Raw genomic sequence first — 26,445 nt, 5'->3', positions numbered from 1 at the left:
TTAGGCATCGGGGCGCCCAGCGCAGCCGTGCGGTGATATCGTGGCTCTCGTGCCCATCGCGCTGCTTCTTCTTAGCTGCCGTGGCGGGGCCTCTTAGCCGCTGATCCAGCGCCGTGCTGATCCGCTGCAGGCCGACCCCCGCCGCGGAGTCTCGACGTGCCCGGCCGCCGCGGATCCCAGCAGCTACGAAAGGCCTACAGTAAAACCATGCGCAACGCTCAGAAGCCCTCGGGGATGCCCGTCCACCGCTATATCCCGTTCCACGAGCAGATCACCGTCGACCTGCCGGACAGGACGTGGCCGGACCAGCGGATCGAGAAGGCGCCCCGCTGGTGCGCCGTCGACCTGCGCGACGGCAACCAGGCACTCATCGACCCCATGAGCCCGGCCCGCAAGCTCAAGATGTTCCAGCTCCTCGTCAAGATGGGCTACAAGGAGATCGAGGTCGGCTTCCCGTCCGCCTCCCAGACGGACTTCGACTTCGTCCGCCAGCTCATCGACGGCAACCACATCCCGGATGACGTGACCATCCAGGTCCTCACCCAGGCCCGCGAGCACCTCATCGAGCGGACCTACGAGGCCCTGGCCGGGTCGAAGCAGGCCATCGTGCACCTGTACAACTCGACGTCGGTGCTGCAGCGCCGTGTCGTGTTCAATTCGGACGAGGACGGCATCCTCGACATCGCGGTCCAGGGCGCGCTCCTGTGCAAGAAGTACCAGGAGATGATCCCGGACACCCACATCACGTACGAGTACTCGCCCGAATCGTTCACCGGCACTGAGCTCGAGTATGCGGCCCGCGTGTCCAACGCCGTCGCAGAGGTCTTCGAGGCAAGCGCCGACAACCAGGTCATCATCAACCTGCCGGCCACGGTCGAGATGGCCACGCCGAACGTGTACGCGGACTCGATCGAGTGGATGAGCCGCAACCTGCACCCGCGCGAGGGCATCATCCTCTCGCTGCACCCGCACAACGACCGGGGGACGGGCGTCGCGGCCGCCGAGCTCGGCTATATGGCCGGCGCCGACCGCATCGAGGGCTGCCTGTTCGGCAACGGCGAGCGCACCGGCAACGTGGACCTCGTCACGCTCGGCCTGAACATGTTCGTCCAGGGCGTCGACCCGATGATCGACTTCTCGGACATCGACGAGATCCGCCGGACGGTCGAGTACTGCAACCAGCTGCCCGTGGGCGAGCGTGTCCCGTACGGCGGCGACCTCGTGTTCACCGCGTTCTCCGGCTCGCACCAGGACGCGATCAAGAAGGGCTTCGAAGCGCTCGAGCGTGACGCCGCGGCCGCCGGCAAGGCGGTGGACGACTTCACGTGGCAGGTCCCCTACCTGCCGATCGACCCGAAGGACCTCGGCCGGAGCTACGAGGCCGTGATCCGCGTCAACTCGCAGTCCGGCAAGGGCGGCGTCGCCTACCTGCTCAAGAACGAGCACAGCCTGGACCTGCCGCGCCGCGCGCAGATCGAGTTCTCCGGCGTGGTCCAGCGGCACACCGACATCGCCGGCGGCGAAGTGAGCCCGGCCGAGCTGTGGAGCATCTTCAGCGACGAGTACCTGCCGTCCGCGGACGGCGGCAAGGCGTGGGGCAAGTACGCCCTGGGCCGCGTCACCTCGGAGACGTCCGAGGACGGCAGCATGACGCTCACGGCCGCGCTCAAGGTCGACGGCGAGGTCGTCGAGCGGACCGGGTCCGGCAACGGCCCGATCGCCGCGTTCCTGGACATCCTGTCCGGCGAGGGCCTCGACGTCCGTGTCCTCGACTACAGCGAGCACGCCCTGTCCGAGGGCGGCAACGCCCGAGCGGCTGCCTACGTCGAGTGCGCGGTGGGCGAGCGTGTCCTGTGGGGCGTGGGGAGACCCGAACACGTCGATGTCCTCCCTCAAGGCCGTCATCTCGGCGGTCAACCGCGCCCTGCGCGACGCCGAGGTCCCGGCCTGATCGCTGGGCCCGGACCACGCGCGACGGCGGCGGGGCACCTCCCGCCGCCGTCGCGCGTCACAGCGGAGGCGCCGCGGGCGGCCGGCGCGCCGTGGGAGAATAGAAGCCATGCCTGAGTCGACGTTCGCCTCCCGGAGCTACCGGGACGATGGCGTCGTCCTGCGCACCCACAAGCTTGGCGAGGCCGACCGCATCGTGGTGCTCCTGACCCGCTCGCACGGGCAGGTCCGTGCGGTGGCCCGAGGCGTGCGGCGCACGCGGAGCCGGTTCGGCGCGAGCCTCGAACCGTTCATGGTCGCGGACCTCCAACTCGTCCACGGCCGGTCCCTGGACATCGTCAGCCAGGCGGCCGCCCGTGCCAGCTACGGGGCGGCCATCGCGGGCGACTATCCGCGGTACACGGTCGCCGCCGCGATGGCGGAGACGGCGGAGCGGCTCACGGCCTCCGAGGCCGACGCGGCCGCCGCCCAGTACGCGCTGCTCGTGGGCGCCCTCGCGGCGCTGAGCCGCGGTGCCCACCCCTCGGGGATCATCCTCGACTCCTACCTCCTGCGGGCCCTCGCCACAGCGGGCTGGGCACCGAGCTTCACGGACTGCGCCCGCTGCGGTGAGCCGGGCCCGCACACGGCCTTCAACGCCGCGCTCGGCGGGATCGTGTGCGGTGGGTGCCGGCCGCCCGGATCGCCCGCACCGGCCCCGGAGACTGTGCGCCTGCTCGCGGCGCTCCTGTCCGGGGACTGGACGACGGCAGATGCCTCGGACGCCGTCCACCGCCGGGAGGCGGCCGGGCTCGTCGCAGCGTACGCCCAGTGGCACCTCGAGCGTGCCGTTGGCTCGCTCAAGCTCGTCGAGCGCGAGCCGGCAGGACCCTGACAGACCACCCACACCCCACCCAGACCCCGGACGGTGACCCTCTCCGTGACACCCACATCCCCCCGCAGCCTGCGGGCCGACGGCCGCGCCCGATCCGGCCGCCCAGCCCCGATCGCCCCCTTCCCGCACCCGTCGGGTGCCACCGCGCCGAGCATCCCGCGCGAGTTCGTGCCCCGGCACGTGGCGATCGTCATGGACGGCAATGGCCGGTGGGCCAACCAGCGTGGGCTCCCGCGGATCGAGGGCCACAAGGCCGGGGAGCCCGCGCTCCTGGACGTCATGGCGGGCGCGATCGAGCTCGGCATCGAGTATGTCTCGGTGTACGCATTCTCCACGGAGAACTGGAAGCGCTCGCCCGAGGAGATCCGGTTCCTCATGGGCTTCAACAAGGACGTGCTCCGACGCCAGCGGAACACCCTCGACTCGTGGGGCGTGCGTATCCGGTGGGCCGGGCGGCGTCCCAAGCTGTGGACCTCGGTGATCAAGGAGCTCGAGGAGGCGGAGGAGTACACGCGCGACAACACCGTCTGCCACCTGACCATGTGCGTCAACTACGGCGGCCGCGCGGAGATCGCCGACGCCGTCGCCGCCATCGCGCGGGACGTCGAGGCGGGACGCCTCAGCGCCCGCAGCGTGGGCGAGAAGACGGTCCAGCAGTACCTCGACGAGCCCGACCTGCCGGACGTGGACCTGTTCCTCCGCAGCTCCGGCGAGCAGCGGCTGAGCAACTTCCTCCTCTGGCAGTCCGCGTACGCCGAGATGGTGTTCCTCGACACCCTGTGGCCGGACGTGGACCGGCGCACGCTGTGGGAGGCGGTGGAGATCTACGCCAGACGGGACCGCAGGTACGGAGGTGCGGTGGATCAGAGCGCATCGAGCCAGCGACCCAGCCTGCCGTAGGCCTCATTCCGGACGGCTGCGGGCGAGAGCAGCACATCGTGCAGCCCTCCCTCCACGAGCACCTCGTCGAGGTGCTCGCAGATCTCCGCCGCGGCACGCCGCATCGGGGCGATGGACAGGACGGCGTCGCTCTCGCGCATGCTCTCGCGCCAAACAGGCCCGATGTCCGAGGTCGTCGACGCCATGAGCAGCACCGGCAGCTTGAGCCGGGGCCCGGCCCGCAGCATCCGCTGCCCTTCGAGGACCCCGTGGAGCCAGCCGACCCGGACGGGGAACGCGTTGCGCGGGCGCAGGTCCTCGCGCAGCACCCACTCGCCGCCCGCTTCCTTGGCGACGGCCCTCCAGAAGTAGCCCCGCGACGGCAGCGGGAGCCTCTGCCTGGGCCATCGAGCCGAGGCCGGCCGGAGCGCGGCCTCGAGCACACGGCCCGCCACCGCGCCGCCATGCGCCACGAGCCACGGGCTGCTGAGCACCACCGCGGTGAGCTCCGTCGGGGCGCGCTGGGCGTACAGCGCCGCCGTCAGGCCGCCAGTCGAGTGGCCCATGAGGACGGGCACTGCCCCGGACTCCTCGCGCACGGCCGCGACCGCCGCGCCGACGCTCTCCAAGTAGTGCTCTGCGGAGCCGACGAACCCGGGCATCTCCCCGGAGGCCATGCTGCGGCCGTGCTCCGGAAGGTCGAGCGCGTAGAAGCGGTACCCCCGCGCGGCGGCGAAGTGCCCCAGCTCGAGGTTGAAGAAGTAGTCGCTCCATCCGTGGACGTACAGCAGCGCGCCGGTGGGCTGCGCGCCGCCGGCGGCGAGGCCGGCGTCGTGCGCGGTGTCCGCATGGGGGTTGTACCGGATCAGCGTGCCGAGCGCGCCGTGCCGTCCCCGCCCGAGCGTCGCGGACTCGACGCCCCGGCCCAAGAAGTCCGGTTCCCATGCCAGCGCCACGGTGCCTCCCGTCCGTGCCTCCCGTCGAGGCTGCATCCCCTTCCGAGAGTAGGGAACCACGTCATGGGACACTAGTCCCATGCGCTTCTACCCCCTCTTCTTCCGTGCTGCCTTCTCGTGGATGGACGCCGAACGCGCCCACCGCATCGGATTCGGAGCCATCCGCGCGGTGCACGCGTGCGGGCTCGGCAAGGCGCTCGAGCGCTTCACGGCTCCGGCGCCCGCGCTCCGCACCGAGGCATTCGGCCTGACGTTCCCCTCGCCGTTCGGGCTCGCCGCCGGATTCGACAAGGAGGGGCGCGGCATCGAGGCCCTCGCCGAGCTCGGCTTCGGCCACGTCGAGGTGGGCACGATCACCGGCCAGGCGCAGCCCGGCAACCCGAAGCCTCGCCTCTTCAGGCTCATCGAGGACCGCGCCGTGGTGAACCGCATGGGCTTCAACAACGACGGCGCCCATGCCGTCGCACCGCGCATCGCCGCTGCCCGCACGGCCCTCGAGGCGCGGTACGGGTCAACCCGCCCGATCATCGGCGTGAACATCGGCAAGACCAAGGCAGTTGAGCTCGAGGATGCCGTGGAGGACTACCGCGTGAGCGCGCGCGAGCTCGCCCCCGTGGCCGACTACCTCGTCGTGAACGTCAGCTCGCCCAACACGCCGGGGCTGCGGCTCCTGCAGAGCGTGGAGTCCCTCCGCCCGCTGCTGGCCGCCGTGCGTGAGGAGTCCACCGCAGCGGCCGGACGCCGCGTGCCGCTCCTGGTCAAGATCGCCCCCGACCTCTCCGACGAGGACGTCGACGACGTCGCGCGGCTCGCTCTCGACCTCGGACTGGACGGGATCATCGCCACCAACACCACGATTGCGCGCGAGGGCCTCGCCAGCCCGGCACAGAAGGTCGAGGCGGCCGGGGCCGGGGGGCTCTCCGGCGCACCGCTGAAGGCACGCTCGCTCGAGGTGCTGACACGGCTGCGGGCCGCGGTCGGGGACCGGCTCGCCCTCGTGGCGGTCGGCGGCGTCGAGACCGCCGAGGACGTCCGCGAGCGTCTCGCCGCGGGCGCCACCCTTGTCCAGGGCTACACCGCGTTCCTCTACGAGGGCCCGTTCTGGGCAGCATCGATCAACAGGGGCCTGGGCGCGCGCACGCCGGTGGCATCCGCGCGCTGACGCAGCCCACTTCCCGTACGGACGACGACGGCGCGGCACCCGGGTGGGTGCCGCGCCGTCGTGCGTCGCGTGGTCGGGCTGTTGGCGGACCTCAGCTGGTGCAGCTCATCAGCTCGGGTGCTGGCCCCGCTTGACGAGCGCCTTGGGCAGCCGGAGGGGGCGGAACTGGAGCGCGCGCATGCTCCCGTACCAGACGGTGCCGCGCTCCACCTCGCCGAACTTCGCAGTGAGCCTCTTCTTGAGCTGGCGGGAGAGCCAGAAGGTGTCCGCGAAGACGAGGATGAAGACGATCCAGAAGGCTCCGAGGATGTAGACCTGCGCCTGGGCGGCCTGGGGGACGATGAACGAGATCACCACGAAGGCGAGCGCGGCGAACATGAGGTACTCGCCGAGGTTGAAACGTGAGTCGACGAAGTCACGCGCGTACCGCTTCTGTGGGCCCCTGTCCTTGAACGGCATGTGCCGCTCGTCGCCGGTCTCGAGGGCGCGGCGGACCCGTTGGCGCTCCTCGGCGGCCGCCTGGCGCTCGGCGACCTTCGAGGCCTTCCGGTCGACCGGCACCAGAGGGCGCCTGCGGGCAGCCTCCTGGTCCTTGCGCCTCGGAGTGGGGGCACCCTTGCCCGCAAGGGGGGCATCGGGCTCGGCGGGCTGCCCGGGGCTCTCGGCGGCGGGCTCGTTCTTACGTCCAAACACGCCTCAAGGATACCGGCAGCATGGAAGTCGCTGGCCCCAGCATCCGCCCTCCGTGCATTGATGCCCCCGCGCCGCGCTTGTACTGTGAAGCCATGCCTTCACAAACCCCCCAGAGCGTCCCCGACGCCGACATCGCGGCCCTCCGCGCGGCGGTGTCCGCCCGCTTCCCGCAGACCGTGGCCGAGCTCGCGTCCCTCGTCGCGGTGCCCGGCATCGCGTGGCCCTCCTTCCCACCGGAAGAGCTCGAGCGCAGCGCCGCTGAAGTCCACAGGCTCGTGCGCGAGGCGGGCATCACGGAGGCCCAGGTCCTCCGCGCACCGCGGCCGGACGGCACCCCGGGAGGCCCGGCCGTCGTCGCCCGGCATCCCGCCGCCCCCGGCCAGCCGACCGTCCTGCTGTACGCGCACCACGATGTGCAGCCGCCGGGCGATGCGTCCCTCTGGGACACCGAGCCCTTCGTGGCGACCGAACGCGGGGGCCGGCTCTACGGGCGGGGGAGCGCGGACGACAAGGCGGGGCTGCTCGTCCACCTTGCCGCGTTCCGCGCCGTGTCCGAGGTCCTCGGCGACCGCTTCGGGCTGGGTGTCACGCTCTTCATCGAGGGGGAGGAGGAGTTCGGCTCGCCCTCGTTCCGCGCCTTCCTCGAGGCCCACCGCGATCAGCTCGCCGCAGATGTGATCGTGGTGGCCGATTCGAGCAACTGGGCCGTGGGCCAGCCCGCGCTGACCGCGAGCCTCCGCGGCCTCGCCGACGGCACCTTCGAGGTTGCGGTCCTCGGGCATTCGGTCCATTCAGGGGTGTTCGGGGGCCCGATCCTGGACGCGCCGACCATTCTTGCCCGCCTCATCGCGACGCTCCACGACGACGACGGCAACGTCGCCGTCGCCGGGCTGATCGCCCACGACGACGCCGATCTCGACTACCCCGAGGAGCAGTTCCGCCGCGACGCTGCCGTCCTCGACGGCGTCCAGCTCGCCGGCACCGGGAGCATCGCCTCGCGGCTCTGGCTGAAGCCGGCTCTCTCGATCATCGGCATCGATGTGCCCTCGGTCGACGTCGCTTCGAACACCATCCAGGCCCGGGCGCGCGCCAAGTTCAGCCTGAGGCTCGCCCCCGGGCAGGACCCCGACGCGGCGATGGACGCGCTCAGGGAGCATCTGGAGGCGCACGTCCCGTTCGGCGCGCACCTGACGTTCACCCCCAAGGAGAAGGGGAGCGCCTACCGGGCCGACATGCACTCGGCTGCTGCACAGACCGTGCTGTGGGCACTCGGCGAGTCGTGGGGGACCCCTGCCGCGCGCACCGGCATGGGTGGCTCGATCCCGTTCATTGCGGACCTCAAGGAGGTCTTCCCCGACGCCGAGGTACTCATCACGGGCGTGGAAGATCCCGATTCCCGGGCGCACAGCGCCAACGAGTCCCTGCATCTCGGCGACTTCGAGAAGTGCATCGTCGCGGAGGCCCTCCTCCTGGCGGCCCTGCACAGGGAACCGACCGAGCGCGTGTGAAGTGCCACTCAAGGGGTTGGCAGCCCGCGACCCGTGGGTCGTAGCATGGATAGAAGGCCACATGAGACTTGGCGGGGCCTTCCGCCGGGCGCGAGAGAAGGTATGGAATGAGCACTGCAATCAATGAGCCGGCCGAGGCGCTCGCCTCGCATGAGGTGAAGCTGACCGACGTCGCGGCGGGCAAGGTCCGCAGCCTCCTCGAGCAGGAGGGCCGCACCGACCTCCGTCTGCGCGTCTCCGTCCAGCCTGGCGGCTGCTCGGGACTCATCTACCAGCTGTACTTCGACGAGCGCATTCTCGACGGGGATGCCGTGCGTGACTTCGACGGCGTCGAGGTCATCGTCGACAAGATGAGCGTGCCGTATCTCGCGGGCGCCACAATCGACTTCGAGGACAGCATTTCGAAGCAGGGCTTCACCATCGACAACCCCAATGCCCAGGGGTCTTGCGCGTGTGGTGATTCCTTCCACTGATCCGAGCGTTCTCGGCCGCGGCCGCGCCTCGAACAGGACCCCTAAAAGTCCAGTGCGAGGCGCGGCCGACGCGTATGCGGAACATGTGGGAGATTGGCTCGGGATAGCTGTAAGCTCTACACCGAGTAGTAAAACTATGTCGCCCGGTTCCACGCGCGGGAGCTCGCCTGCCGTGCCGCCACCGGAGAGACGCACCAAGAGGAAGGGCCGTCTGTGAGGTCGCAGAACCGAACCAGCAGCCAGCGAACTCGCATCATCACGGCCTCGGCAGCAGCCGTGGTCGGTGCGCTCGCTCTGTCTGGATGTTCATCCGAGGTAGAGCGAGGCTGGCTGCCTGGCGATAGGAACACCACGAGCAATACCCCGATCATCATGGATCTCTGGGTGAACTCGTGGATTGCGGTCGTGATCGTCGGCGTCATCACGTGGGGACTGATGCTGTGGTGCATCGTTGCCTACAGGCGCCGCAAGGGGACCACAGGCTTCCCGCGCCAGATCAGCTACAACCTGCCGATCGAGATCTTCTACACGGCGATCCCGCTGTTCCTCGTCTTCACGTTCTTCTACTTCACGGACCGCGACCAGCGCGCCATCGACAACCCGAACACGAACCCGGACGTGACCGTCAACGTGGTCGGCAAGCAGTGGTCCTGGGACTTCAACTACAAGCAGGGCGGCATCGTCAAGGACGACGTCCACGAGGCCGGTGTGCAGGCGCAGCTGACGGGCCAGGCCATCGACCTCAACACGCTCCCGACGCTCTACCTCCCGGTGAACAAGTCCGTCACGGTCGAGCTGACGTCCCGCGACGTGATCCACTCGTTCTGGGTTCCGGCCTTCATGCAGAAGCGCGACATGATCCCGAACAAGCCCAACTACATGTACTTCACCCCGCAGAAGGAAGGCACGTACGACGGCAAGTGCGCCGAGCTCTGCGGTGAGTACCACTCCGAGATGCTCTTCCGCGTGAAGGTCGTCTCCGAGGCTGAGTTCCAGGCGCACCTCGCGGGCCTCGACAAGGGGCTGCTGGATACGAAGTACGACCGCAACCCGAACCAGAACCAGAAGTAGGGGACCATGGCTACCTATACACAGTCACCCTCAGCCGGCGCCGTGAGCGCACCGGTGGTGCCGAAGTCCAAGGGGCGCATCGTCGTCAACTGGATCACCTCCACCGACCACAAGACCATCGGGTACATGTACCTGATCGCCTCGTTCATCTTCTTCTGCCTCGGCGGCGTGATGGCCCTGCTCATCCGTGCTGAGCTCTTCGAGCCGGGGATGCAGATCCTGCAGACCAAGGAGCAGTACAACCAGCTCTTCACGATGCACGGCACGATCATGCTCCTCATGTTCGGACGCCGCTCTTCGCCGGCTTCACGAACGTGATCATGCCGCTTCAGATCGGCGCGCCGGACGTCGCGTTCCCTCGTCTGAACGCACTGGCCTTCTGGTTCTTCCTGTTCGGCTCCACCATCGCCACCGCAGGCTTCATCACGCCGCAGGGCGCCGCCTCGTTCGGCTGGTTCGCGTACGCACCGCTCTCGAACACGACGTTCACGCCCGGTGTCGGCGGTGACCTCTGGGTCTTCGGCCTGGCCCTCTCGGGCTTCGGCACGATCCTCGGCGCGGTCAACTTCATCACGACGGTCATCTGCATGCGCGCCCCGGGCATGACCATGTGGCGCATGCCGATCTTCACGTGGAACGTGTTCATCACCTCGATCCTCGTCCTGATGGCCTTCCCCCCGCTCGCCGCCGCCCTGTTCGGCCTCGGCGCGGACCGCCGCTTCGGCGCACACATCTTCGACCCCGAGAACGGTGGCGCCGTCCTGTGGCAGCACCTCTTCTGGTTCTTCGGCCACCCCGAGGTGTACATCATCGCCCTGCCGTTCTTCGGCATCGTGTCGGAGATCTTCCCGGTCTTCAGCCGCAAGCCGATCTTCGGCTACAAGGGCCTCGTGTTCGCCACCATCTCGATCGCCGCGCTCTCCGTGAGCGTGTGGGCTCACCACATGTACGTCACCGGTGCGGTGCTCCTGCCGTTCTTCTCCTTCATGACGATGCTCATCGCCGTCCCGACCGGCGTGAAGTTCTTCAACTGGATCGGCACCATGTGGCGGGGGTCGCTGACCTTCGAGACCCCCATGCTCTGGAGCATCGGCTTCCTCATCACCTTCCTCTTCGGCGGTCTGACCGGGATCATCCTGGCCTCCCCGCCGCTGGACTTCCACGTCTCGGACACCTACTTCGTCGTGGCGCACTTCCACTACGTGGTCTTCGGTACGGTCGTCTTCGCGATGTTCGCCGGCTTCTACTTCTGGTGGCCGAAGTGGACGGGCAAGATGCTCAACGAGCGCCTCGGCAAGATCCACTTCTGGCTCCTGCTCATCGGCTTCCACGGCACCTTCCTGATCCAGCACTGGCTGGGTGTCATGGGCATGCCGCGCCGCTACGCCGACTATCTCCCGCAGGACAACTTCGAGTGGATGAACCAGTTCTCCACGATCTTCTCGTTCGTCCTTGGCGCCTCGATGATCCCGTTCTTCTGGAACGTCTACATCACGGCGCGCAGCGGCAAGAAGGTCATGGTGGATGATCCCTGGGGCTTCGGTGGATCCCTCGAGTGGGCCACGTCCTGCCCGCCGCCGCGCCACAACTTCACGTCGCTCCCGCGCATCCGCTCCGAGCGTCCGGCTCTGGACCTGCACCACCCTGAACTCTCGTCCGTTGGTGCCGTGCAGCACGCAGGAGCGGCCGCAGCCGTCACCGCCGCCGACCGTAAGGACACCGCCAAGTGAAAATCGAAACCATGATCTTCGCCATCGTGGGCGTGTTCTTCCTGCCTGTGGCGATTGTCTACGGCTTCCTGGTGGAGTGGAAGGAGTGGGTGGGCATCCTCGCCCTCCTCCTCTGCTTCGGTCTGGGCATCATGATCAGCTCCTACCTCATGCTCACCGGCCGACGCGTCGGCCTGCGGCCCGAGGACCGCGATGACGCCGAGATCCATGAGGGTGCCGGCGAGCAGGGGCACTTCAGCCCGTGGAGCTGGTGGCCGCTCGTGCTCGGCGCCTCCGCCGCGATCAGCTTCCTCGGTGTGGCCGTGGGCTGGTGGATCCTCTTCATCGGCGCTGGCATCGCTCTGGTGGCACTCGTCGGATGGGTCTTCGAATACAGCCGCGGAGACCACGCGCACTGACACTCGGTACTGCAGAGGCCGATGGCCAGTACCCCTTCTGGGGTGCTGGCCATCGGCCTTTCTGCGTCCCGGTGCACGTAGCTCCGGGCCGCCGCGCATGTGTCAGGATTGAGATCAGGAACGTTCGAGGAGGACTGTGCACCACGCCGAAGGGATCGATGGCGAGCTCGACCGTACATCGAAGATTGCGATGTACATTCAGCTGCGTGAGATTCTTCGATCCCATATCACGACCAAGCTAGCGCCGGGGGCAGCGCTGCCTTCGGAACGCGATCTCTCGCTGCGCTTCGGCGTAGCTCGGATGACAGTCCGCCAGGCCATTGACGCCCTCGTGGCCGAGGGAGTACTGGACCGCATAGTGGGCCTCGGCACGTTCGTCAGCAGGCCGAAGCTGGACCTCCAGATGAAGCTGACGTCCTATTCGGAGGAGATGCAGCGGCGGGGGATGGTGCCTGACGCGCGCGTCCTGAGCTTCGAGCAGATCGGCGCGTCTGCCTACCTCGCACGGGAGCTCCAGATCGACGAGGGGACGCCTGTCGTACGGTTCCGTCGCCTCCTGCTCGCGGACAAGGAGCCCATGAGCGTGGATGAAAACTACATCGTGGCCAGTAGGGTACCCGGCATCGTGGACGGCCCTGCCCCCACCTCGCTGTACCAGGTCCTGAGCGAGCGCTACGGCCTCATCATGGAATGGGGCGAGGACACGATCGAGGCGACGGCTGCATCGCCGTCGACGGCCCGCCTGCTCAACGTCGAGATGGGCTCGCCCCTCCTGAAGATCCAGCGGCACGCCTACGTTGCGAAGTCGGTGGTCGACTACTCGGTCTCGTACTATCGCGCCGACAGATACAAGCTCTGGGTGCCGCTTCAGCGCCCTGGCATACGTTCGCCGCGCAAGTACTCATCACAGCGATTTCAGGCCCCCTGAGCGCCGTCAGCGGCTCAGGAGAGGGCAGCAGGCAGAGGGAGGGCCCCCACACCGTGTGGTGTGGGGGCCCTCCCTCTGTGAGCGACGACAGCCAGCTCAGTGGCCGAGGCTCTTGACCTCCTCGTGCGACTCGATGGCCTCGTGATGCCCGTGAGCATGGGCAGCCTCGAGCTCTGCGGGCGTCGCGGGAGCAACGCGATCCTCGAAGAACCACTTCGAGAACCTCGCGCGGCGGCGCTCCTTGCGGTCGACGACGCCCTTCGCGTTCGGCTGGGCCGGAAGGATCTCGGGGGACTCGAAGCCCACGAGCTTGTAGCGCTTGTACTCGTCGAGCGGGGCGTGCACCTCGATGAACTCGCCGTGGGGGAGCCGGACGATGCGACCGGTTTCCCGCCCGTGGAGCGCGATCTCACGGTCCTTCCGCTGGAGGGCCAGGGCGATTCGCTTCGTGACGACGAACGCGATGATCGGTCCGACGAAGAACAGTGCACGCAGCCAATACGTGACGTCGTTCAGCGCGACATGGAAGTGGGTCGCGATGAGGTCGGACGACGCCGCCGCCCACATGACGCAGTAGAACGTGAAGCCGGCCATGCCGATCGCGGTCCGCGTCGGGGCATTCCGCGGGCGGTCCAGCACGTGGTGCTCGCGCTCGTCCTTGGTGATCCAACGCTCGATCCACGGGTACGTGAACAGCACTGTGAACACAAGGCCCGCGGGGACCAGAGCCGGGAGGAGCACGTTGAGCGTGAGGGTCTGCTGGCCGATCACGAACTCGAAGTGCTGCCGGTAGCCGTCCAACCCGCCGAGCACACCCGGCATAAGGCGGAGGGCGCCGTCGACCCATCCGATGTACCAGTCCGGCTGGGTACCGGCGGACACGGGGGAGGGATCGTACGGGCCGTAGTTCCAGATCGGGTTGATCGTGAAGAACGCGGCCATCATGGCTACGACCCCGAACACGATGAAGAAGAACCCGCCGGCCTTGGCCGCGTAGACCGGGCCGAGGGGGTAGCCGACGACATTGCCGTCGTTGCGGCCCGGGCCGGGGTACTGCGTGTGCTTGTGGACCACCACGAAGACAAGGTGGAGCGCGACGAACAGCAGGATCATCGCAGGCACGAGCAGGATGTGCAGCACGTACAGGCGCCCGATGATCGCGGTCCCCGGGAACTCCCCGCCGAACAGGAACATCGAGATCCACGTCCCGATCACCGGGATCGACTTGATCACGCCGTCGATGATGCGGAGGCCGTTGCCCGAAAGCAGGTCATCCGGGAGCGAGTAGCCCGTGAAGCCCGCAGCCATGCCCAGAATGAGCAGCACGCCGCCGATCACCCAGTTCATCTCGCGCGGCTTGCGGAATGCGCCCGTGAAGAACACACGCAGCATGTGCACGCTCATCGCGGCCACGAACAGCAGCGCTGCCCAGTGGTGGACCTGGCGCATGAACAGGCCGCCGCGGACCTCGAACGAGATGTGCAGCGAGGACTGGTAGGCGACCGACATCTCCATGCCGCGGAGCGGCACATAGGCACCGTCGTAGTGCGTCTCAGCCATCGACGGGTCGAAGAAGAAGGTCAGGAAGGTGCCCGACAGCAGCAGGATGACGAAGCAGTAGAGCGCCACCTCGCCGAACATGAACGACCAGTGGTCGGGGAAGACCTTGCGGCCGAACTCACGGACGATCGACGACGTGCCGGTGCGCTGGTCGACGAAGTCGGCGATGCGCCCGACCTTGGTCGGAGGCTGGTAGGTAGGGGCCGTTGCGCCGCTCACGAGTACTCACGCTCCCAGTAGCTAGGTCCAACAGGTTCGTGGAAGTCGGAGCTCGCCACGAGGTAGCCCTCCGCGTCGACCTCAATCGGCAGCTGGGGCAGTGGCCGGCTCGCCGGGCCGAAGATGACGGCGCACTCGTGCGTCAGGTCGAAGGTCGACTGGTGGCACGGGCACAGCAGGTGGTGCGTCTGCTGCTCGTACAGGGCAACGGGGCAGCCCACGTGGGTGCAGATCTTCGAGTAGGCAACGATGCCGTTGTAGCTCCAGTTCTCGCGCCCGGCCGAGATGTGGAGATCGGAGGGGTTGAGGCGCATGAGCAGGACCACGGCCTTGGCCTTCTCGTTGAGCTTGCCCTCGGTCAGGTCATTCAGGCCCTCGGGGATCACATGGAACGCCGAGCCGATCGTGACGTCCGATGCCTTGATGGGGGTGCCATCGGGGTCGCGGGTGAGACGGATCTTCTTGCCGTCCTTCGGTGCCCACATGGTGTGGCGGAGGACGTCCTTCGCGTTGGGCCCCAGGTCACCGAAGACCGCGAGTGCCGGCAGGGGCGCCAGGGCGATCGCACCGATGAGGGTGTTGCGGATCAGCGGGCGGCGCTTGATGCCCGTCTCCTCGATGATGTCATCGACGATCTTCACGGCTGCGACGCGGTCTTCCTCGGTCCGCACCGCATGGCGGGACTCCGAGACCTCATGGTCCGGCATGAGGGCCTTGGCCCAGTGGACGATGCCCGTGCCGATGCCGAGCATCGCGAAGGCGGTGCCGATGCCGAGCAGGATGTTCTGCAGGCGCACGGTCGCGATCGTCGATTCGCGGTCCAAGTCGATGGCGAAGTAGGACACGAGGAACACGACGGTTCCGATCACCGAGATGATGAACAGTATCGTGACCTGGCGCTCAGCGCGCTTCGCAGCCCTGGGGTCGGTGTCGGCCAGACGGAGACGATGCGGCGGGAGTCCCGGGTCCGCGAACTTCTCTCTCTGACCAGCCGTAGCTACGGCGCCCCCGCTCTGCGGAGAACCGTCACTATGGTTGCCCATAATTCCCCTCATCCTTCCTGGCCCCCGGCGGTCCGGGGACGATGTTCAAATCTATGCCGCCACCTGGACGGCTCATACTGCGCTGCGCTGATGCGTCAGGACGTGCGAGACGTCAGCCAGATCGTGAAGGCGATGATGACGCCGAGGCCGGCAACCCACACGAACAGGCCCTCGGAGACCGGGCCGAGCGAGCCGAGGTCGGCGCCGCCGGGCGAGCCCTGGGTCTCGATGGTCTGGAGGAACGTGATGATGTCGCGCTTGCCCTCAGGCGAGATGTTGGCGTCCGAGAAGACCGGCATGTTCTGCGGGCCGGTGGCCATCGCCTCGTAGATGTGCTGCGCGCTCACACCGGCGAGCGACGGCGCGAACTTGCCCTGCGTCAGCGCTCCGCCGGCAGCGGCCGCGTTGTGGCACATCGCGCAGTTCACGCGGAACAGCTCTCCGCCGTGGGTGGCGTCGCCCTTGCCGTCGAGCATGGACTGGTCCGGGAGGGCCGGGCCGGGGGCCAGCGACGCGACGTAGGCGCTGAGCTGCTTGGTCTGCTCGTCGCTGAACTGGACGGGCTTCTTCTGCGCCTGCGGGCCGTTCATCTGCATGGGCATGCGGCCGGTGCCGACCTGGAAGTCCACGGCAGCTGCGCCGACGCCCACGAGCGACGGCCCGGCGGCGGTGCCGGAGGCCCCCATCCCGTGGCAGGTCGCGCAGTTGGCGACAAAGAGCTTCTGACCCTCGCTGACATCCGATGCCGAGAAGCTGGTGTCTGCCTTGGCCTGATTGGCGGTGCTGATCATTGCGTACATTCCGCCGGTCAGCAGCAGCCCCATGACCAACAGTGCGATGACTGCTAGCGGGTGACGCCGCTTCTGCGAGAGTGCCTTCACGAATCCGTTCCTATCCGTTTCCTGCCGCCGCCCTACGGCGCGGTTCCGAAATCTGCTGGTGTGCTGCGGGCTACTTGAGGACGTAGATGACCAGGAAGAGCCCGATCCAGACGACGTCGACGAAGTGCCAGTAGTACGAGGTGACGATGGCCGAGGTGGCCTCGTAGTGGCCGAACCGCTTGGCGGCGAAGGCGCGTCCGATGATGAAGAGGAAGGCGACGAGGCCGCCCATCACGTGCAGGCCGTGGAAGCCAGTGGTGATGTAGAAGGCGGAACCGTACGCATTCGCATCCAGGGTCACGTGCTCGGAGACGAGCATCGCGTACTCGGTGGACTGGCCCGCCACGAAGAACGTGCCCATGAGGAACGTCAGGACGAACCACTCGACCATGCCCCACTTGGCAAACGCGAAGACGCCGCCGGTGCGGCGGGGCTGGAGTCGCTCGGCGGCGAAGACGCCCATCTGGCAGGTGAAGGAGCTCGCCACGAGGACGATGGTGTTCACCAGGGCGAACGGGAAGTTGAGCTTGGCCGTCTCCTCAGACCACAGGTCGCTCGAGGCGGCCCGCAGGGAGAAGTACATGGCGAAGAGGCCGGCGAAGAACATCAGCTCGCTGGACAGCCACACCACGGTCCCGACAGAGACCATGTTGGGGCGATTCAGCGTGGGATGTGCCGGGGTTGTCGGGGCATGAGTCGCTGTCGTCACAAGGACATTATGTCTACAAACCCCGGGTTCGCCCAACGCGAACCGCACGATCTGGGAACTTTTTCTACAAACCCTCGAAATCATGCGGATCCGCGGCCCTCCGCGGCAGAGCGCGTGTCACGGACCCCGGCTGTTTGGGTCACGTTTGCGCCGGTGGATAGCATCAGAGGCGTGACTATCGACGCTTCCGGCAGCGGACCTGCCGCTCCGACCCAGCCTTCGTGGCGTTCGCTCATCGGATCCCTCGTGGCCGGCAGGGACCTCAGCCAGACGGAGACGGCATGGGCGATGGACACGATCATGGCCGGGGATGCGACGGATTCGCAGATCGCCGGGTTCCTCGTCGGCCTCAAGGCGAAGGGCGAGACGGTTGACGAACTCGCCGGCCTCGTCAAGGGAATGGTCGCGAGGGCAACCCCGATCTCGATCTCCGGCGAGAAGCTCGACATCGTCGGCACCGGCGGGGACCAGCAGAACACGGTGAACATCTCGAGCACCGCGGCGCTCGTGATGGCGGGCGCGGGGGCTAAGGTCGTCAAGCACGGCAACCGCGCGGCGTCGTCCTCCTCCGGCTCCGCCGACGTGCTCGAGGCGCTCGGGGTCCGCCTTGACATGAGCGTCGGCCAGGTGGCCGAGGCCGCTGAGGAGTGCGGGATCACGTTCTGCTTCGCGCAGGTGTTCCACCCGTCGTTCCGCTTCACCGCAGTGCCGCGCAAGGAACTCGCGATCCCGACGATCTTCAACATCCTCGGCCCGCTGACCAACCCCGCGAGCGTGCAGGCCTCGGCCGTCGGGGCCGCCGACCCGCGGATGGCCCCACTCATCGCCGGCGTGCTTGCCGAGCGCGGGAGCCGTGGGCTCGTGTTCCGCGGCGACGACGGCCTCGACGAGCTGACGATCACGACGACGTCCCGCGTCTGGGAGGTGCGCGACGGCAAATTGGAGGAGTCGGTGCTCGACCCCGCTGACCTCGGCATCCCGCGCGCCACGCTCGACGACCTGCGTGGCGGGGACGCCGCCCACAACGCGGAGGTCGTGAGGCGCACTCTGGCGGGCGAGCGCGGGCCTGTGCGCGACGCCGTGGTGCTCAACGCCGCCGCGGGCCTCGTGGCCTACGACCTCGATGCGGTCGGACCGCTTCTCGACCGCCTTGCAGCAGCGAAGCGCCGCGCTGAGGAGTCCATCGATTCCGGGGCGGCCGCACGGGCGCTCCAGTGCTGGGTCGACTTCACCCAGGCCTGATTCAGGCCAGTCTGACGCCGGATGCACGAGGGGCCGGGCCGTGAGTCACGGCCCGGCTCCTCGTCGCGGTCCCGAGAGCTCAGGTGAGCCCGAGCGAGAAGGCGGCGTCGAGGTCGTGGCGCGAATAGGCGCGGAAGGCAATGTGCGTGGTCGTCTCGAGCACGCCGTCCACCTTGGAGAGCTGGTCCGCCACGACATCGGCGAGGTCCTCATGCTGGCGCACGCGCGCGATCGCGATGAGGTCCCATTCGCCTGTGACGGAGTAGACCTCGCTGATCCCCGGGATCGCGGAGATTTTCTCGGCAGCCTCCGGAATCTTCTTCGAGTCCGTCTGGATGAAGACGAATGCCGTGATCATGGTCCTCCGTTCGACAAGGGGGCGTTCCCTGGGACCAGCCTAGCGGTCGGCGGCGGCTCGACGGCCCGCACGCACGCCGAGCACGACGGCGCGCCACCCCACGAGGAACACGCCGAGGGTCCCGAGTGCCACGAGCAAGAACGGCACCGCCATCCCGCCTCCGCTGACCCAGCGCAGGAGCATCCCGATGACGTAGGTCCCGAGCCACACGACGACGCCTGTGGGCCACGCGCTCAACGGGCGGCGCCAGAGCCGCAGCGCCGCCCACGCGGCGGCAAGGCCGACGACGAAGGGCCACGCCGTGGCCAGCACGCCGAGGACGGGGCTGTCAAGATTGTGGGTGGCGCGGCCGGTCGCCGCGAAGCCGAGCACGACGACGAGATCGGCGACTGCGGCGAGTGCCGCGGTCCGGGCGGGGGATGCTGACGAGGACTGCATTCCTCCACCCTACGGTGCTAGCCTCGGTGCCCATGCCGGGCATGGCCACCGCCGCCGGCTCGACGCCTGGGCGGCGCGGGGCCTGTCGAAAACCACGCGCCCCGTTCGTCCAGTAGGCGAGGGACCGCAGGGGTCCCCACCCCACAGGAGGCGAGAGCCATGACACAGTACCTCATCAGCATGTACCAGCCCGACGGCGTTGTGCCGCCGCCCGAGTTCCTCGCGCCGATCATGGCGAAGCTCGCCGAGCTCACGGACGACCTCAAGGCCGCCGGGGCCTTCGTCTACGGCAACGGGCTCGCCGACGCGTCCGCGGCGACGGTGCTGCGCGCCGCCGGGGAAGAGGTGCTCGTGACCGACGGACCGTACCTCGAGGGCAAGGAGCACATGGGCGGGTTCGACATCATCGAGGCGCCGGACCTCGACGCGGCCCTCGTCTGGGGCCGCAGGTTCGCGGAGATCACCGGCCTGCCCATCGAGGTGCGCCCGTTCGCGGGCGTTCCCTCGCCGACCCCGGGAAGCTGAGGCCCTGGGCACCGTCGAGGACACCGTCGCGGCCGTCTTCCGTCAGGAGTACGGCCGGGCGGTGTCCGTCGTCCTGCGCACCACGGGCGACCTCGGACTCGCGGAGGACGCGGTCCAGGAAGCGTTCGCCGCGGCGACAGAACGCTGGGCGTCCGAGGGCGTGCCCGAGCAGCCCGGCGCCTGGATCATCCTCACGGCGAGGCGGCGCGCCGTCGACCGCTTCCGGCGCGAGGCGGCCCGTGACGGGAAGGAGGCCGCTGCCGCCCTCCTCGAACCCGGGTCCGCCCCGGAACAGGACGTCTTCGGCGACGACCGGCTCAAGCTGTTGTTCACGTGCTGCCACCCCGCGCTGGGCATGCCGGCGCGCGTCGCCCTCGCGCTGCGGGTGATCGGGGGGCTCACGACGGCGCAGATCGCCTCCGCGTTCCTCGTCGCCGAGCCGACGATGGGGCAGCGGATCTCGCGCGCGAAGGCGAAGATCCGGGATGCGCGCATCCCGTACCGGGTCCCGTCGGCGCAGGAACTGCCGGAGCGGCTCGCGGGCGTCCTCGCCGTGATCTACCTCATCTACAACGAGGGCTACTCGGCGGGCCTCGGGGAGCCGCCCGAGCGCGCCGGGCTCTGCGCCGAGGCAGTGAGGCTCGCACGCGTCGTCGTGCGCCTTATGCCCCAGGAGCCGGAGGCGCAGGGGCTGCTCGCCCTCCTGCTCCTGTCCGAGTCCCGGCGCGAGGTGCGGGCAGGGCCCGGGGGAGTCCTGGTGCCGCTGGCTGAACAGGACCGGTCGCGGTGGGACGCGGCACTGATCGCCGAGGGCACCGACCTGGTCCGGGCATGTCTCGCGCGCGGCAGGGTCGGGCCGTACCAGCTGCAGGCGGCCATCCAGGCGGTGCACGCCACCTCGCCGTCGTCCGCCGCGACGGACTGGCCCCGCATCGTGAGGCTCTACGACCTGCTCCTTGAGGCCGCGCCCGGGTCCGTGGCCCGGCTCAACCGGGCCGTCGCAGTGGCCGAGGCCGAGGGGCCGGCCGCCGCCCTGGAGATCGTCGACGGGCTGGATCTGTCCGGCTACCACGTGTTCCACGCCGTCCGGGCGGACCTGCTCCGCCGGCTCGGGAGGACGGACGACGCCGCTCGGGAGCTCGCGGAGGCGGCTCGCCTCGCGCCGGCGGCGGGGGAGAGGTCCTACCTCCTCGACCGGCTCCGAGACCTGCGGGGCGGTTGATTCACGCCTCGAGGCCCGAGACGAAGGCCGCCCGCAGCATGCTCTGTGCCATGGCAGGGTCCTCCGCCGCCTCAAGGGAGGCGAGCACGACGCCCGGCCGCGCCACCCGCCACCAGGCGCCGCGGACCATCAGGAACTCTGCCCGGCCCGTGAGCCGATTCTTCTCGATGCCCAGATCGCGCGCCACCGCCGCCACCGTCTGGTCGACCGTAGCCCACGGGATGGGGCTGGCGGGGTCGGTCCTCCCGAGGGGCTGCCGGGCCGCGTTCGCCCAGCGGATCGCCTCGTCCCACACCTCCAACGCGAACGGGGCGCGCTGGAGCGTCTCGAGCGCGACGAAGGGCGCGTCGGGACGGTCGATCAGGGTGTGCCATACACCGAGCCACGCGCTGAGGGCCCCGGACCGCGCAGCGTCCGCGAGGCGAGCCGAGCGATCGGGGACGGCTGCCGTGAGGCGCGGCGGTGCGGCGTCGTCCGCTGAGGTGTCGAGGCGGAGGGCGTCGCGGACAAACAGCGCCGCGTGGGTGGGGAAGCCGACGTCGCTGCGGAACTCCCAGGACGGCCGGCCCGCGGGCCTCATGCGCTGACTTTCTCTGGCCGGACCGAAGCGGTGCGCCGCGCGCGGACGACCAGGCCGAGGTAGGCGAGGTCGAACACCGAGCACAGGAGGCCGATGCCAAGGATGAAGGATGAGGGGGAGAGGAGGCCGAACTGCAGGGTGGGGGCGAGCGTCCCCAGCCACTTCGCGGCGGCGAGGAGGACGGACTGGCCACGGTTCCCTCCGCGCGCGAGGTGCATGGCGATGAAGAGCCCGGACATGAGGAGGTTCTGCAGGAAGGCCGAGTAGCCGGGCGCCAGCTGCGGGCCGAACTCCGCCAGGAACAGCACCTGGACGAGGACGCACGCGAGGATCAGCACCGCAGCCCCGACGTAGAACGCCGTGCGCCCGAGACGATCCGAGAACTCGCGGTATCCGAAGCGGAGGAATGTCGCCAGGATCGCGAGGTCCGCGAGGCCCCACGCGACGTTGACGACCGTCTGGAGGCTTCCGCCCTCGGCGAAGCCGACGCCTGCGTAGAGCCATTCCCACGCGAGGTTGAGCCCGAGCGCCGCTACCGGCATCGCGTAGGTCCGCTGCCTGACGCCAAGCCTGATGGCCTCGATGTAGGCGACGGTCCATGCGACCCCGCTGAAGAGCGTCAACGCGATGCCCAGCGCACTTCCGTTCATGGTCAGAGCGTGTGGTGAGAGCCGCGCAGGCGCAAGGGCGCACGACGGCGGCCGTTCGCTCGGGTGGGAACCGAACAGGAACTACCACCGATCCCGGCGTTGACAAGTTGACATAATCGGCCACGCGGCGGGCCGGCCGCATCCCGCGGAATGCTCGAAAACGGCCAGAGGTACCTCTTGCGATTTTCGGGTCTTTCTGGAGTCGCCCCAGATGGCCGCCGCTGGCGCGAACCGCCGTCAATGGACGGGGGAGACGTTCAGCCCGGCCGGGAGCGGCCCCTTCTCGCCATTACTTGACATAATGTCGATTATCGGCGCTTAACCAACGGGAGTTGCATCTGATGCGAACACTCCCGTGTGATCGCGATTCGGGTATTCGCGCAGGTCAGAAGGCGATTGCGCGGGTGCCTCGACTCGGTCCAGACGGGCTGGGTTTGGCGAGTTTGCCCAGTCGGCTGTAGGTTTCCTGCATCTAATGCAGGTTTCCATGGTTTAGGGGGCGGAAATGGACGGCGCTGCTCCGGGCGCGGTGCCGCGGTTGCTCAGCGATCCTGGCGTCGGGCTGTTCCGCGCCGACGAGCACGTCTTCGAGGTGATGCTCGAGCGTTGGCGGGCCCAGATGCTGGCCCGCGGGCTGACCACCGGGACCATCAAGGGCCGCTGCGGTGTCGTGGGCAGGTTTCAGGAGTTCACCGGCGAGTTCCCGTGGCAGTGGCGTCCGGTCGACGTCGAGGAGTTCCTGGCCGAGCTGCGCTCCGGCGAGAAGCCGGTCAGCCTGACCACGCTGCGCTCGTACAGCAATGCGATCGCGATGTTCTGCGCCTACCTGACCCATACGGCGTACGGCTGGGGCGAGTTCTGCGAACGCACCTTCGGCGACATCCCCACGCAGATCTGCTTCGAGTGGAACACGCCCCGGCACACGACCGACGACGCCGTGCCGGCGGGGCGGCGGGCGTTCACAGTGCGGGAGCTGCAGCGGCTCTTCGACCACCAGGACGACCTCGTCGACCGCGAGTACGCCGCCGGGACCAAGCGGTGGCTGCCGCTGCTGCGGGACTCGATCGCGTTCAAGGTCTGCTACGCCTACGGACTGCGGCGCCGGGAGCTGGCCATGCTCGAGCTCGAGGACTTCGGCCCGAACCCGCACGTAGTCGAGTACGGGCGCTTCGGCGCCGTCCAGGTCCGCTGGGCCAAGGGCACCGCCGGCTCGGGCCCACGCCGCCGGACCGTGCTGACCGTGCCCGAGTTCGACTGGGTCGTCGACCTGCTCAAGGAGTGGACCTCGGGAGGGATGCGCCAGCGTTTCGCCACCGCGGAGCGGTCCTCCGCGCTCTGGCCCAGCGAGCGGGCCGACCGTGTGGCCGTGGGCAGCCTCGGGGACGCCTTCGCCGAGGCCCGGGACGCCGTCGGCCTGCCGAAGGAGCTCGGACTGCACTGCCTGCGCCACTCCTACGTCACACCCACCTGATCGAGGCCAGCTACGACCCCGCCTTCGTCCAGACCCAGGTCGGGCACGCCTACGCCTCCACCACCGGCCTCTACACCTCGGTATCGTCGGACTTCAAGCAGAAGACCGTCCAGAAGATGATCGCCCGACGCATCGCCAAGCCCGAGGAGGAATCCAGTGCCTGAACAACGCCGGATCGGCTACCACTGGAACCTGCGCGCCCTGATGGCCCAGCGCAACCTCTGGAAGACCACCGAGCTGATGCCCCTGCTTCGCTCCCGCGGGATCAACCTCTCCGAGAGCCAGGTCTACCGCCTGGTCACCGGCACCCCCGAGCGCATCCCGGCACGGACCTTCGCGGCCCTGTGCGACATCCTCGACTGCACCCCGAACGACCTCTTCGAGCCCTTCATCGAGATGCGCGCGGCCCAGACAGCGAACGCCCCGAAGCGCAGCGAGGACCTCGGCATCCAGCCCGGCAGCCCGATCGCCAAGCGCGTCCGGCTTGTGAGCCCGGATGAGGGTGAGTAGGCCCCGCAAGGCCGAGGACCCCCTCCGCTGGCCGGTCCCCTGCTCCCGCTGCGGCCAGCACCACAAGACCGTCGCCAGCTGGCCCGACGGCGGGGTCTGCGGCTACTGCTACCAGCAGGCCAAGCGCATCCGCGGCACCTGTGCCTGCGGCCACGAAGGAGTCTTGCCCGGCCTGATTGACGGCGCCCCGGCCTGCCGCGGGTGCTCCGGGGTCCGGCTGAATGTGGACTGCAAGGCGTGCGGCGCCGAGGACGAGCTCCACAGCGGCGGGCGATGCTGGAGCTGCATGCTCGGAGACACCGTCGATAGCCTCCTCACCCACCCCGCCAAGGGCACCATCGCCCCGGGGCTCGTCCCCCTCGCGACAGCGCTGAAGTCGATGAGGCGCGCCAACAGCGGCCTGACCTGGATCCGCCAGAAGCACGTCACCGCGTTCCTCCGCCAGCTCGCGGTCGTCCCCTAGGTCACCCACGACGCCGTCGACGCCCTGCCCAGCTCCCCCACCCGCGAATACGTCAGGGGCCTGCTCGTCGAGCACGGCGTCATCCCCCGCCGCGACGAACTCAACGCCCTCTACGGGGAATGGGCGAAGCAGGCCCTCGGCCGCGTGGACGACCCTGCGAACCGCGACCTCGTCCGGCGGTACGTGCGCTGGCATCACCAGCGCCGGATGAACCAGATGGACGAAGTCAGCCAGGGCACTTTCCTGCGGAGCAAGCAGACCGTGACCGTGGCGATCGGTTTCCTGAACTGGCTCACCGAACGCGGCATCACCCTGGCGGAACTCCAGCAGGGCCACCTCGACGCCTGGCAGGCCGAGGGGTCGACGACCCGCGGGATCGCCAGCCGATTCCTCAAGTGGGCGATCAAGACCAACGCCGCTCCTTCGGGCCTGAAGATGGTCCCGCACCGACGGGGAACCAGTCCGAGGCTCAGTGCCTCCGCCCAGGACGAGGCCGTCGAGCAGGTGGTCCACACCGACCAGCTCACACCGCGAGATCGTGCCGCGGCGATCCTGGTCATCGTCTTCGGGCAGCAGATCGAAGACGTCGCCGCCCTGACCTGGGACAACGTGGCCGTGAGCGACGAACTGGTCACGGTCCGGCTCGGCACCATCGAGATCGCCCTGCCCGACCCGCTCGACGTGCCGTGGCGACAGCTCGCATCCGAACCCGGCCACGGGCTCACCGCCGCTCACCCGAACAGCAACTGGGTCTTCCGCGGCACCTCCCCCGGACGCCCCATCTATCCCGGGCACCTGCGGCAGAGGCTCCGGAGCGTCTTCAGCGCCCCCGCCGCCCGGCTCGGGACCCTCCACGAGCTCACCAAGCTCGCCCCCGTGCCGCTCATCGCGGAGGCCCTCGGTTACTCCCCCGCCACCATCGAACGCCACGCCATCGACTCCGCCGCGGCCTACGCCCAATACGTTGCTGCTCGCCGGGATGCCTAGAGGATCTCCAGAGTTGGCCGGGCCCCTTAGTAACAACCATGTAATTTGGAGCTTTGCGCTAGCACTGCGATGGCTTACACTAGAACTGTAAACAGCTTCGGTGGAGGTGTCCCAGTGGCAGGTGAAGAGAACGGGTTCCTTGAGTATTTGCAGCTGCAAGGATCAGAGCCAGATCTAGTGACGAAGTCCGAGCTTCTTGCCGCGGTTCGGCGCCGTGGGTACAGCATCGGTGAGCGCCAGCTGTCCTTCTACGTCTCCGAAGGCATCGTCCCGAAGTCAGTACGGGTCGGATCCCGGGCTGGAGCATATCCGCGGATCGTTGTCGAACTGCTCGCATGGGTCGCAGGTGCGCGCGATGGAGGCCTCGCGGTCGATACGATCCGCGAGCTCCTCCCTGTTTGGAAGCTCTTGATTCGCGCACGAAACGCGAAGCGCTTGGACCTGGCGGAACTGGAATACGTGGCTCGTCAGCAGGTGTCCTCGCTCGAGGGCTCCCTGGCCATCCCGGCAGTGGTCACCGACGTTCTCCATGTCTGCGGAAAGTGCCATGCATGCGCCGACGTCGTCGTGATTCTGAAGGATGGGAGCGAGAAAATGCTGGCTTCCTACGATACGACGCTCGGCTTCGCGATCGCCCGAAGGGTGGACGTCGAGGCTAACGGCTCAGACGAGAGCTCAGGGCGACCGGTTTGGTTCGCGCGAACTCGGATCACGCTTGCGATCAACGACAAGGACGTGAAGACCGACCCGACAACGATCATTCTGGGCCTGCGTCCGAACGAGGCGCTCCCGGAGGACGACGACGTGGCTGACACCGATAGCGATGCGGCCCTCTCGGCCGAGGCCGCGAAGGGAGACTGAGCGGCCCAAGGCGCACACCACGAAAAGATAGGGCCGGGCGAAACGCCCGGCCCCTGAGGGCCCTAGAAGACCCCGATTGACATCAAGGACACTAGCCTCGGTCT

At 68.5% G+C, this 26,445-nt stretch carries 26 protein-coding genes and 2 pseudogenes; 18 read left to right on the top strand and 10 right to left on the bottom strand.

All coding sequences use genetic code 11. The features are described from left to right. Nucleotides 1-207 precede the first annotated feature (207 nt). The 3 genes and pseudogenes from leuA to SCMU_RS10585 all read left to right on the top strand — a co-directional run bounded on the left by leuA (nucleotide 208) and on the right by SCMU_RS10585 (nucleotide 3,724). Nucleotides 208-1,951: pseudogene (gene leuA, locus SCMU_RS10595) on the top strand (2-isopropylmalate synthase). Between the two features lie 108 nt (nucleotides 1,952-2,059). Beyond that, on the top strand, nucleotides 2,060-2,824 hold the full coding sequence (gene recO, locus SCMU_RS10590) for a DNA repair protein RecO (RefSeq protein ID WP_229232910.1): 765 nt from the start codon (nucleotides 2,060-2,062) through the stop codon (nucleotides 2,822-2,824). 69 nt (nucleotides 2,825-2,893) lie between these two features. Further along, nucleotides 2,894-3,724: an isoprenyl transferase gene (locus SCMU_RS10585; RefSeq protein WP_229233004.1), complete on the top strand. Its 831-nt coding sequence runs from the start codon at nucleotides 2,894-2,896 to the stop codon at nucleotides 3,722-3,724. On the opposite strand, the gene SCMU_RS10580 is transcribed toward SCMU_RS10585, so the two are convergent. Then, complete coding sequence (locus tag SCMU_RS10580) at nucleotides 3,688-4,659, bottom strand: alpha/beta hydrolase (protein WP_229232909.1); 972 nt, start codon at nucleotides 4,657-4,659, stop codon at nucleotides 3,688-3,690. The two genes, SCMU_RS10585 and SCMU_RS10580, sit on opposite strands and share 37 nt — an antisense overlap. A gap of 79 nt (nucleotides 4,660-4,738) precedes the next feature. Between SCMU_RS10580 and SCMU_RS10575 the strand changes: the two genes are divergently transcribed. Continuing rightward, nucleotides 4,739-5,821 (top strand): quinone-dependent dihydroorotate dehydrogenase, encoded by a 1,083-nt coding sequence (locus SCMU_RS10575; RefSeq protein WP_229232908.1) that lies wholly within the window; start codon nucleotides 4,739-4,741, stop codon nucleotides 5,819-5,821. Nucleotides 5,822-5,929: 108 nt separating this feature from the next. Here SCMU_RS10575 and SCMU_RS10570 read toward each other — a convergent pair whose 3' ends face one another. Beyond that, complete coding sequence (locus SCMU_RS10570; protein WP_229232907.1) at nucleotides 5,930-6,514, bottom strand: DUF3043 domain-containing protein; 585 nt, start codon at nucleotides 6,512-6,514, stop codon at nucleotides 5,930-5,932. A 92-nt stretch (nucleotides 6,515-6,606) separates the two neighbouring features. Here SCMU_RS10570 and SCMU_RS10565 point away from each other — a divergent pair, with 92 nt between their 5' ends. The 6 genes and pseudogenes from SCMU_RS10565 to SCMU_RS10540 all read left to right on the top strand — a co-directional run bounded on the left by SCMU_RS10565 (nucleotide 6,607) and on the right by SCMU_RS10540 (nucleotide 12,622). Then, on the top strand, nucleotides 6,607-8,022 hold the full coding sequence (locus tag SCMU_RS10565; RefSeq protein WP_229232906.1) for a dipeptidase: 1,416 nt from the start codon (nucleotides 6,607-6,609) through the stop codon (nucleotides 8,020-8,022). Nucleotides 8,023-8,129: 107 nt separating this feature from the next. After that, the gene (gene erpA, locus SCMU_RS10560) at nucleotides 8,130-8,495 is read left to right on the top strand and encodes an iron-sulfur cluster insertion protein ErpA (RefSeq protein ID WP_229232905.1); all 366 of its coding nucleotides are present in this window, start codon (nucleotides 8,130-8,132) and stop codon (nucleotides 8,493-8,495) included. Between the two features lie 213 nt (nucleotides 8,496-8,708). After that, nucleotides 8,709-9,566 carry an aa3-type cytochrome oxidase subunit II gene (gene ctaC / locus SCMU_RS10555; RefSeq protein WP_443020262.1) on the top strand — a complete coding sequence of 286 codons (858 nt, stop codon included), beginning with the start codon at nucleotides 8,709-8,711 and terminating at the stop codon, nucleotides 9,564-9,566. A 6-nt stretch (nucleotides 9,567-9,572) separates the two neighbouring features. Beyond that, nucleotides 9,573-11,296, top strand: a pseudogene (gene ctaD / locus SCMU_RS10550) (aa3-type cytochrome oxidase subunit I). Next, nucleotides 11,293-11,694: a cytochrome c oxidase subunit 4 gene (locus SCMU_RS10545; protein WP_443020261.1), complete on the top strand. Its 402-nt coding sequence runs from the start codon at nucleotides 11,293-11,295 to the stop codon at nucleotides 11,692-11,694. The pseudogene ctaD and the gene SCMU_RS10545 overlap by 4 nt, the downstream one beginning before the upstream one ends. 190 nt (nucleotides 11,695-11,884) lie before the next feature. Continuing rightward, on the top strand, nucleotides 11,885-12,622 hold the full coding sequence (locus SCMU_RS10540; RefSeq protein WP_229233003.1) for a GntR family transcriptional regulator: 738 nt from the start codon (nucleotides 11,885-11,887) through the stop codon (nucleotides 12,620-12,622). A gap of 96 nt (nucleotides 12,623-12,718) precedes the next feature. Here the strand turns inward: SCMU_RS10540 and qcrB are convergent, their stop codons facing one another. The 4 genes from qcrB to ctaE form a co-directional block, all read right to left on the bottom strand. Next, a complete protein-coding gene (gene qcrB, locus SCMU_RS10535) occupies nucleotides 12,719-14,401 on the bottom strand; it encodes a cytochrome bc1 complex cytochrome b subunit (protein WP_229232902.1) in 1,683 nt (560 codons plus the stop codon). Further along, entirely contained in the window at nucleotides 14,398-15,444 is a 1,047-nt protein-coding gene (qcrA, locus tag SCMU_RS10530; protein ID WP_274602958.1) for a cytochrome bc1 complex Rieske iron-sulfur subunit, read from the bottom strand. The genes qcrB and qcrA overlap by 4 nt, the downstream gene beginning before the upstream one ends. A gap of 95 nt (nucleotides 15,445-15,539) precedes the next feature. Next, entirely contained in the window at nucleotides 15,540-16,325 is a 786-nt protein-coding gene (gene qcrC / locus SCMU_RS10525) for a cytochrome bc1 complex diheme cytochrome c subunit (RefSeq protein ID WP_229232900.1), read from the bottom strand. Between the two features lie 70 nt (nucleotides 16,326-16,395). After that, nucleotides 16,396-17,034, bottom strand: a complete 639-nt coding sequence (ctaE, locus tag SCMU_RS10520) for an aa3-type cytochrome oxidase subunit III (RefSeq protein WP_371829645.1) — start codon at nucleotides 17,032-17,034, stop codon at nucleotides 16,396-16,398. Nucleotides 17,035-17,211: 177 nt separating this feature from the next. Here ctaE and trpD point away from each other — a divergent pair, with 177 nt between their 5' ends. Continuing rightward, complete coding sequence (gene trpD, locus SCMU_RS10515; protein WP_443020302.1) at nucleotides 17,212-18,276, top strand: anthranilate phosphoribosyltransferase; 1,065 nt, start codon at nucleotides 17,212-17,214, stop codon at nucleotides 18,274-18,276. Nucleotides 18,277-18,355: 79 nt separating this feature from the next. On the opposite strand, the gene SCMU_RS10510 is transcribed toward trpD, so the two are convergent. Both SCMU_RS10510 and SCMU_RS10505 read right to left on the bottom strand, forming a co-directional pair. Then, complete coding sequence (locus SCMU_RS10510; RefSeq protein ID WP_229232897.1) at nucleotides 18,356-18,634, bottom strand: Lrp/AsnC family transcriptional regulator; 279 nt, start codon at nucleotides 18,632-18,634, stop codon at nucleotides 18,356-18,358. Nucleotides 18,635-18,673: 39 nt separating this feature from the next. Beyond that, a complete protein-coding gene (locus SCMU_RS10505) occupies nucleotides 18,674-19,072 on the bottom strand; it encodes a DUF3054 domain-containing protein (RefSeq protein ID WP_229232896.1) in 399 nt (132 codons plus the stop codon). A gap of 159 nt (nucleotides 19,073-19,231) precedes the next feature. On the opposite strand from SCMU_RS10505, the gene SCMU_RS10500 reads away from it, so the two are divergent. Next, nucleotides 19,232-19,597 carry a YciI family protein gene (locus tag SCMU_RS10500; RefSeq protein ID WP_229232895.1) on the top strand — a complete coding sequence of 122 codons (366 nt, stop codon included), beginning with the start codon at nucleotides 19,232-19,234 and terminating at the stop codon, nucleotides 19,595-19,597. 4 nt (nucleotides 19,598-19,601) lie between these two features. Next, nucleotides 19,602-20,819, top strand: a complete 1,218-nt coding sequence (locus SCMU_RS10495; protein WP_274602965.1) for an RNA polymerase sigma factor — start codon at nucleotides 19,602-19,604, stop codon at nucleotides 20,817-20,819. A 1-nt stretch (nucleotide 20,820) separates the two neighbouring features. Here SCMU_RS10495 and SCMU_RS10490 read toward each other — a convergent pair whose 3' ends face one another. Beyond that, the gene (locus SCMU_RS10490; RefSeq protein ID WP_229232893.1) at nucleotides 20,821-21,399 is read right to left on the bottom strand and encodes a hypothetical protein; all 579 of its coding nucleotides are present in this window, start codon (nucleotides 21,397-21,399) and stop codon (nucleotides 20,821-20,823) included. Continuing rightward, nucleotides 21,396-22,049 carry a transmembrane-type terpene cyclase gene (locus tag SCMU_RS10485; protein ID WP_229232892.1) on the bottom strand — a complete coding sequence of 218 codons (654 nt, stop codon included), beginning with the start codon at nucleotides 22,047-22,049 and terminating at the stop codon, nucleotides 21,396-21,398. Before SCMU_RS10485 ends, SCMU_RS10490 begins: the two co-directional genes overlap by 4 nt. Nucleotides 22,050-22,554: 505 nt before the next feature. Between SCMU_RS10485 and SCMU_RS10480 the strand changes: the two genes are divergently transcribed. The 5 genes from SCMU_RS10480 (at nucleotide 22,555) to SCMU_RS10465 (ending at nucleotide 26,341) form a co-directional block, all read left to right on the top strand. Further along, complete coding sequence (locus SCMU_RS10480; RefSeq protein WP_338027611.1) at nucleotides 22,555-23,520, top strand: tyrosine-type recombinase/integrase; 966 nt, start codon at nucleotides 22,555-22,557, stop codon at nucleotides 23,518-23,520. Nucleotides 23,521-23,676: 156 nt separating this feature from the next. After that, on the top strand, nucleotides 23,677-24,030 hold the full coding sequence (locus SCMU_RS10475) for a helix-turn-helix domain-containing protein (protein WP_229232891.1): 354 nt from the start codon (nucleotides 23,677-23,679) through the stop codon (nucleotides 24,028-24,030). Then, the gene (locus SCMU_RS20880; protein ID WP_338027609.1) at nucleotides 24,023-24,493 is read left to right on the top strand and encodes a hypothetical protein; all 471 of its coding nucleotides are present in this window, start codon (nucleotides 24,023-24,025) and stop codon (nucleotides 24,491-24,493) included. Before SCMU_RS10475 ends, SCMU_RS20880 begins: the two co-directional genes overlap by 8 nt. A 144-nt stretch (nucleotides 24,494-24,637) precedes the next feature. Continuing rightward, nucleotides 24,638-25,480 carry a site-specific integrase gene (locus tag SCMU_RS20875; protein WP_338027608.1) on the top strand — a complete coding sequence of 281 codons (843 nt, stop codon included), beginning with the start codon at nucleotides 24,638-24,640 and terminating at the stop codon, nucleotides 25,478-25,480. Nucleotides 25,481-25,657: 177 nt separating this feature from the next. Then, nucleotides 25,658-26,341, top strand: coding sequence for a MerR family transcriptional regulator (locus SCMU_RS10465; protein ID WP_229232890.1), 684 nt, complete (start codon nucleotides 25,658-25,660; stop codon nucleotides 26,339-26,341). Nucleotides 26,342-26,445 lie beyond the last annotated feature (104 nt).

Origin of the sequence: Sinomonas cyclohexanicum, from assembly GCF_020886775.1 — a bacterium.
Lineage (GTDB): Bacteria > Actinomycetota > Actinomycetes > Actinomycetales > Micrococcaceae > Sinomonas > Sinomonas cyclohexanicum.
This window is presented reverse-complemented; position numbering and strand designations above follow the sequence as displayed.

Coding starts and splice junctions, on each gene's coding strand:
- recO (WP_229232910.1), top strand. CDS start 2,060: ATGCCTGAGTCGACGTTCGCCTCCCGGAGCTACCGGGACGATGGCGTC.
- SCMU_RS10485 (WP_229232892.1), bottom strand. CDS start 22,049: ATGAACGGAAGTGCGCTGGGCATCGCGTTGACGCTCTTCAGCGGGGTC.
- SCMU_RS10510 (WP_229232897.1), bottom strand. CDS start 18,634: ATGATCACGGCATTCGTCTTCATCCAGACGGACTCGAAGAAGATTCCG.
- qcrA (WP_274602958.1), bottom strand. CDS start 15,444: ATGGGCAACCATAGTGACGGTTCTCCGCAGAGCGGGGGCGCCGTAGCT.
- SCMU_RS10575 (WP_229232908.1), top strand. CDS start 4,739: ATGCGCTTCTACCCCCTCTTCTTCCGTGCTGCCTTCTCGTGGATGGAC.
- SCMU_RS10500 (WP_229232895.1), top strand. CDS start 19,232: ATGACACAGTACCTCATCAGCATGTACCAGCCCGACGGCGTTGTGCCG.
- SCMU_RS10480 (WP_338027611.1), top strand. CDS start 22,555: ATGGACGGCGCTGCTCCGGGCGCGGTGCCGCGGTTGCTCAGCGATCCT.
- SCMU_RS10540 (WP_229233003.1), top strand. CDS start 11,885: ATGTACATTCAGCTGCGTGAGATTCTTCGATCCCATATCACGACCAAG.
- erpA (WP_229232905.1), top strand. CDS start 8,130: ATGAGCACTGCAATCAATGAGCCGGCCGAGGCGCTCGCCTCGCATGAG.
- SCMU_RS10565 (WP_229232906.1), top strand. CDS start 6,607: ATGCCTTCACAAACCCCCCAGAGCGTCCCCGACGCCGACATCGCGGCC.
- SCMU_RS10505 (WP_229232896.1), bottom strand. CDS start 19,072: ATGCAGTCCTCGTCAGCATCCCCCGCCCGGACCGCGGCACTCGCCGCA.
- SCMU_RS10490 (WP_229232893.1), bottom strand. CDS start 21,399: ATGAGGCCCGCGGGCCGGCCGTCCTGGGAGTTCCGCAGCGACGTCGGC.